This window comes from Cognatundibacterium rugosum, assembly GCF_014284365.1.
Taxonomy (GTDB): Bacteria; Pseudomonadota; Gammaproteobacteria; order Burkholderiales; family Burkholderiaceae_D; genus Undibacterium; species Undibacterium rugosum.
Genome location: NZ_JACOGG010000027.1, coordinates 22,310 through 29,284, shown reverse-complemented (window position 1 = coordinate 29,284; position 6,975 = coordinate 22,310). Strand labels below are relative to the sequence as shown.

The following is a 6,975-nucleotide window of genomic DNA, read 5'->3' as shown; positions in this document are numbered from 1 at the left end:
CGCCGAATTTTGCGGACAGAACTGTCGCGATCGCTGCTGTCAGTGTAGTTTTACCGTGATCAACGTGACCAATTGTACCGACGTTCACGTGCGGCTTGGTGCGTTCGAACTTACCTTTTGCCATTTTATTCTTCCTTCAAAAAGAACGATTTATTTACAATGCACCTGTCCCGGCATGGGACAGGTTTTTTAGTACAGAATTACTTCGCTTTAGCTGTGACGATTGCGTCGATCACATTCTTAGGCGCTTCAGAGTAGTGCTTGAATTCCATTGTGTAAGTTGCACGACCTTGCGTTGCGGAACGCAGGGAAGTCGAGTAACCAAACATTTCGGACAGCGGCACTTCAGCTTTGATGATCTTTCCACCGCCGCCTGGGATTTCATCCATACCCTGAACCATACCACGACGGGAAGACAAGTCACCCATCACAGTACCAGCGTAATCTTCTGGTGTTTCAACTTCAACAGCCATCATCGGCTCCAGGATAACTGGACTTGCTTTACGGCAGCCGTCTTTGAACGCCATCGATGCAGCCATGCGGAACGCGTTTTCGTTCGAGTCAACGTCATGGTAAGAACCGAAGAACAGCGTAACTTTAACGTCAACAACTGGATAGCCAGCCAACACACCGGAATTGAGCGTTTCGATCACGCCTTTTTCTACCGCAGGGATGTATTCGCGCGGAACTGTACCACCTTTGATCGCGTCAACGAATTCAAAACCTTTACCTGGTTCTTGTGGTTCGATCTTCAGAACAACGTGACCATACTGACCACGACCACCAGATTGCTTAACGAATTTACCTTCGATTTCTTCGCATGTTTTGCGAATTGTTTCGCGGTACGCAACCTGTGGCTTACCAACAGTTGCTTCCACGTTGAATTCACGCTTCATACGGTCAACGATAATTTCCAGATGCAGCTCACCCATACCGCCGATAATAGTCTGACCAGATTCTTCGTCAGTTTTTACGCGGAAAGAAGGATCTTCCTGTGCCAGACGATTCAGTGCCAGCCCCATTTTTTCCTGGTCAGCTTTAGTTTTTGGTTCAACAGCCTGCTGAATAACTGGCTCTGGGAACACCATTTTTTCCAAAGTGATGATGGAAGATGGATCACACAGTGTTTCACCAGTTGTCGCGTCTTTCAGACCAACCGCAGCAGCGATGTCACCGGCGCGAACTTCTTTGATTTCTTCACGCTGGTTAGCATGCATCTGCAGAATACGGCCGAGGCGTTCTTTCTTGCCTTTGATCGGGTTGTATACGGTATCGCCAGAATTGATGGTGCCGGAATACACACGGAAGAAGATCAGCTGACCAACGAATGGATCAGTCATAATCTTGAACGCCAGCGCTGCGAATTTTTCATCGTCAGCTGCTTTACGTGTTGTAGGCTGGTCATCTTCATCTGTACCAGCAACCGGTGGAATGTCCACTGGGGATGGCAGGTATTCGATCACCGCGTCCAACATTGCCTGTACGCCTTTGTTTTTAAACGCAGTACCGCACATCATAGGAACGATTTCAGAAGCGATGGTACGCTGACGCAAGGCCTTCTTGATTTCTTCTTCAGACAAATCACCTTCTTCGAGGTATTTGTTCATCAGTTCTTCATTGGCTTCAGCCGCTGCTTCAACCATTTTTTCGCGCCATTCAGCAGCCTGATCAGCCAGTTCTGCAGGAATATCACGGTAGTCGAACTTCATACCCTGGCTGGCATCATCCCAGATGATCGCTTTCATTTTGACCAGATCCACAACGCCCAGGAAGTTTTCTTCCGCGCCGATAGGAATCTGGATAGCGATAGGGTTTGCTTTCAGACGTGCACGCATCTGGTCGTAAACTTTGAAAAAGTTTGCGCCGGTACGGTCCATCTTGTTAACGAATGCCAGACGTGGCACTTTGTATTTGTTAGCCTGACGCCATACAGTTTCAGACTGTGGCTGAACACCACCCACCGCGCAGTAAACCATGCAAGCGCCGTCGAGAACACGCATAGAACGCTCAACCTCGATAGTGAAGTCAACGTGGCCTGGTGTATCGATGATGTTGATGCGGTGCTCAGGGAAGTTGTTAGCCATGCCCTTCCAGTGGCAAGTTGTTGCCGCGGAAGTAATGGTAATACCACGTTCCTGCTCTTGCTCCATCCAGTCCATGGTAGCTGCGCCATCATGCACTTCACCGATTTTGTGATTTACACCGGTGTAGAACAATACGCGTTCAGTGGTCGTTGTTTTACCTGCGTCGATGTGAGCGGAAATACCGATATTACGGTAGCGCTCAATGGGGGTCTTACGGGCCATAGGATATTCCTAAATCTTTTAATGGACAAAACCGAGCGCAATTTTTTGTGAAAATCGCGCCCGGCCTGATTCAAAATACTTGCCAGAGCCATTGCATAAAGTTCATACAACGACTCCCTACTCTTACTCTTAGAAGCGGAAGTGAGAGAAGGCCTTGTTGGCTTCAGCCATACGATGGACTTCATCACGTTTCTTCATTGCACCGCCGCGGCCTTCTGCGGCTTCCAACAACTCACCAGCCAAACGCAAAGGCATGGATTTTTCGCTGCGCTTGTTAGCAGCTTCACGCAGCCAACGCATAGACAGCGCTAAGCGGCGAACTGGGCGAACTTCAACTGGCACCTGGTAGTTTGCACCACCAACGCGACGGGATTTAACTTCAACCAATGGCTTCGCATTGTTGATAGCTTGTGCGAACACTTCCAGCGGATCTTTACCAGATTTAGCCTGGATCTGATCGAATGCACCGTAGATAATGCCTTCAGCAACAGACTTCTTGCCGGACAACATCAATACGTTAACAAATTTTGCAACTTCTACATTACCGAATTTTGGATCCGGCAGTACGTCCCGTTTCGGGACCTCACGACGACGTGGCATTTCAATTCCTTTCAATCTTCAGTTGAGCATCAGATAACACTTTATTGACACTCGCGACGGGCCATCATAGCCTGCCACTTACTCGGTTCATTCCGAACCGACACTGATCCGTAGAGTCTACGGAGATTAAATTACGAGTTAATTACTTCTTAACAGCCTTAGCACGCTTCGCACCGTATTTGGAACGAGCTTGCTTACGGTCTTTAACGCCTTGAGTATCCAAAGCACCGCGAACCATGTGATAACGCACACCCGGCAAATCTTTTACACGGCCGCCGCGAATCAGCACGACGCTATGTTCTTGCAGGTTATGGCCTTCACCGCCGATGTACGAAATAACTTCGAAACCGTTGGTCAGACGAACTTTAGCAACTTTACGCAAAGCCGAGTTAGGCTTCTTAGGAGTTGTTGTGTAAACGCGGGTGCAAACGCCACGTTTTTGCGGGCTGTTTTCCAGCGCCGGCGATTTGCTCTTAACCACAGCGGAAACGCGTGGTTGGCGAATCAGTTGATTGATGGTTGGCATCGTTTTTAATCCAACAAAATACAACGTTAATACAAACCCGGAAACGGTTGCCCGGGAACTAAAAATCAATTTTTCCCACTTGAATCTGCAGAGAGGCGCACTGAAGTGCGTGCTATTTGCCTGTTTTTTATGCAAAATTTTCGTGACTCAGCGCCACAAAATACAGCAAAAAACATAAACCCAAAATCGAGAACTCGCAATTTTATGTCCGTTTGCGCAAGCATGTCAATGAATTTTAGAGGCGCACACTGAGCGACATGATGCTACCGGGGCTGTTCAGGATAGGCAATTTCAGCGATAAATCAAGCGCAGCGTGCTGCCTATGATCAAAATCCGGTACAAGTACGATTATTTTGATCATTCCAATACCGACTGACTGCTTAAAACTCAACAAATGCCTTGAAGCAGGATAAATCCTTTATATTGACGCCCTTTACACAAAGCTTGCACTCAGGCACAGGCGCACCGAAACTTCACAGCCATGCGTATCTCCGACCGTTTTTTCCGCATTTTTTTACTCAGCAGCTATGGCTTAGTGTCCGCGCTGCCATTTTTCCCCTACTTGCAACATCAGCCGGTGGATCAGGCCGCGACCATCCTGGCATCCGGGCTGCTGGCATGGGTCATGCTGTGGGCAGTGTTCCAAAGTCCACGCTGGTTTCATTGGCTGCTACTGCCACCGATGCTGCTTATGCCGGTAGAAATCTACCTGCGTCTGTATTATGGGCAAGGCATATCCACTCATCATCTGGGTATCATGCTGGAAACCAGTCCTAAAGAAGCCGTTGAATTTTTGGGCAATAAGATCTGGCTGGTCGCAGGACTCAGCCTCATGATCATGGCGTGGTGGTGGCAACTGCAGCGCTTCGTCTGGCGCACCAACGCTTTGGCCTGGCGACATCCCAGCCGCTGGCTGGCACTTTGTGGAACTCTGGTCATCTGCGTGGTCAGCAGCTATGCCTACTGGGTAGGGGTGCAGGCACAAACCAGTTCTGCACAGTCTGGCAGCGCCTCCGTCCGTGCCGGGATCAGTGGCAAAGCTGTTTCCCTGCCGCTACTGGAAGCTGGACGACTACGCCTGATTGCCGGCCCCGGGCCCGCACCCGCATGGCTGATACCGGTGGCCGACGAGGAATTATTTGCGCGCATCTGGCCCTTTGGTCTGATATTGCGCAGTATCGATTTTTGGAACGAGCGCGATTACCTGAATCATTTATCCGATAAAAGCCGCACATTTCACTTCGGCGCCCATTTACAAGGTGATCCGGCTGAACCGCAAGTGGTGGTGATGGTGATCGGTGAATCCTCACGCTACGACCGCTGGAGTCTGAATGGCTATGACAGGGAAACCAATCCACTGCTAAGTCTGGAAGAAAATCTGGTCAGCTTCAGCGACATGATTTCAGCGGTATCTGCGACACGATTGTCGGTACCCATCATTGTTTCGCGTAAGCCAGCGGCGCAAGGCTTACAGGCGGGCTTTTCAGAAAAGTCTTTTTTATCCGCCTATCGCGAGGCCGGTTATAAAACCTACTGGATATCAAATCAAATGAGTTTTGGTCAGTTCGATACGCCAACCTCAGTATTTGCCAAAGAAGCAGATGTCACCCAGTTCCTGAATCTAGGTGGCTATACCAATCAATCCAATCTGGACGATGTGCTGTTTGGGCCGCTGGAACGCGCACTGCAGGATGCAGCACCGAAAAAACTGATCGTGCTGCATACCCTGGGTAATCACTGGAATTACAGCCATCGCCACCCAGCAGAATACGACCACTGGAAACCTTCTTTATACGGCGTGGTGAATCCCGCCTATACCGATCTGAAAAATAAAGAAGCGCTCAGCAATAGCTATGATAATTCCATTCTTTATACAGACTGGGTCTTGTCGGGTTTCATACAACGCCTCAAGGATAACGGCATACTGAGCTCACTGATGTATGTATCCGATCATGGTCAGACTTTGTACGACGGCAGCTGTAACCTCGCGTTTCATGGTCATAACACACAGTATGAATTCCATGTACCGGGTTTTGTCTGGTACTCCGACGCGTATTTAGAAAAATATCCGGAAAAAATCCGGCAACTGCGCGCCCACCAGCGCGCGCCGCTGAGCACAGAAAATGTGTTTCATACTTTGCTGGATATGGCAGACATCCGCTATCCCGACGAAAAGCTGGAACGCAGCATACTCAGCCATCGCTGGAAACCGCATCTGCGCTATGTCGACAGCTACGGCTGGGCGAATTACGACAATGCGACAATGAAAGGCGACTGTCGTGAGGTGATCGATAACAAAACGCCGCTGCGACAAAAATAAACGCAGCCTAGCTGTACCAGACTCCCCTCTTGGTACAGCCTGGCAAGGCCTGGTCATACCTGCTCCCGCGGCGCGACAAATTCGCTTACACTTCTGACATGCGTATTGATACCCCACCCACATTGAATGTGATCACTCAGAATGAGCGCGCTGTGCAGCTACAAGGCTGCTGGCTCGCGCATACTCTGTGTCATGCGGACCGGCTGTCAGAGTTACAGCAGCAGCTGAATCAGCTGGCCTTACGTCCTGCACTGCAATGGGATCTGAGCCAGATCGAAGCACTGGACCACCTCGGGGCGCAGTTGTTGTGGCGCGTATGGCAGCATCAGCTTCCTGAACATGCCAACATCAGCGAGCAGCACCTCGGGATATTTGAACGCTTGCGTACAGTCAGCCAACTTGCCCAACCGGTTGAGCCCAAACCCAGACTGACACGTGTGATGAGACTGGGCAGCATGGTGCTGGGCTTTTTTGCACATTGTTTTAGTTTCGTGAGTTTGCTCGGTCAGCTGATGCTGGATCTGGGCCACTTCATCCGCCATCCTCTGCGTGGCCCCTGGAAAGAGATTTCAGCCAATATCTACCGCATGGGCGCTCAGGCGCTGGGCATTACCGCGCTGGTAGGCATATTGATCGGCATCGTGCTGTCTTATTTGTCAGCCCAACAGCTAAAAACCTTTGGAGGTGACCTGTTCATCGTCAACCTGCTGGGCATGAGTATTATCCGCGAACTCGGCCCCATGCTGGCCGCCATCCTGGTGGCCGGGCGTTCCGGCTCTGCGATCACCGCACAGCTAGGTGTGATGCGGGTAACCGAAGAGCTGGACGCAATGCAGGTTATGGGTATTCCGCATGGATTCCGGCTGATCATGCCGCGCGTGCTGGCCTTAGCGATAGCGATGCCCCTAATTGTGATCTGGACTGATGTCATGGCACTGATGGGCGGTATGATCGCCGCACAGGCACTGCTGGGCATGAGTCCGGCATTTTTTATTTACAAGTTGCCGGAAGCCGTGCCTATTCTGAATTACTGGATAGGCTTACTCAAAGGCGTGAGCTTTGGCGTACTGATCGCTTTGATCGCCTGCCATTTTGGGCTGCGTATAGAACCGAATACTGAAAGTCTGGGCCGGGGTACAACCAGTTCGGTGGTGATCTCGATTACCATGGTCATCATCGCCGACGCGTTGTTCGCCATTATTTTCAGCAAAACCGGATACTGA

General features: G+C 50.3%; 6 protein-coding genes. 2 read left to right on the top strand and 4 right to left on the bottom strand.

Going from position 1 to position 6,975, the window contains the following annotated elements; all coding sequences use genetic code 11:
• From H8K47_RS16820 to rpsL, 4 genes are all read right to left on the bottom strand, one after another.
• Positions 1 to 124 (bottom strand): GTP-binding protein (locus tag H8K47_RS16820; RefSeq protein WP_229827326.1); only part of this gene is annotated, 124 nt, incomplete at its 3' end.
• A gap of 76 nt (positions 125 to 200) precedes the next feature.
• The gene (gene fusA / locus H8K47_RS16815) at positions 201 to 2,306 is read right to left on the bottom strand and encodes an elongation factor G (protein ID WP_186882542.1); all 2,106 of its coding nucleotides are present in this window, start codon (positions 2,304 to 2,306) and stop codon (positions 201 to 203) included.
• A gap of 129 nt (positions 2,307 to 2,435) precedes the next feature.
• Positions 2,436 to 2,906 (bottom strand): 30S ribosomal protein S7, encoded by a 471-nt coding sequence (rpsG, locus tag H8K47_RS16810; protein WP_162021666.1) that lies wholly within the window; start codon positions 2,904 to 2,906, stop codon positions 2,436 to 2,438.
• Positions 2,907 to 3,048: 142 nt separating this feature from the next.
• Positions 3,049 to 3,432 (bottom strand): 30S ribosomal protein S12, encoded by a 384-nt coding sequence (gene rpsL, locus H8K47_RS16805; protein WP_162021672.1) that lies wholly within the window; start codon positions 3,430 to 3,432, stop codon positions 3,049 to 3,051.
• A 481-nt stretch (positions 3,433 to 3,913) separates the two neighbouring features.
• Here rpsL and H8K47_RS16800 point away from each other — a divergent pair, with 481 nt between their 5' ends.
• Both H8K47_RS16800 and H8K47_RS16795 read left to right on the top strand, forming a co-directional pair.
• Positions 3,914 to 5,752: a phosphoethanolamine transferase gene (locus tag H8K47_RS16800; RefSeq protein WP_186882541.1), complete on the top strand. Its 1,839-nt coding sequence runs from the start codon at positions 3,914 to 3,916 to the stop codon at positions 5,750 to 5,752.
• A 98-nt stretch (positions 5,753 to 5,850) separates the two neighbouring features.
• Complete coding sequence (locus H8K47_RS16795) at positions 5,851 to 6,975, top strand: MlaE family ABC transporter permease (RefSeq protein WP_186882540.1); 1,125 nt, start codon at positions 5,851 to 5,853, stop codon at positions 6,973 to 6,975.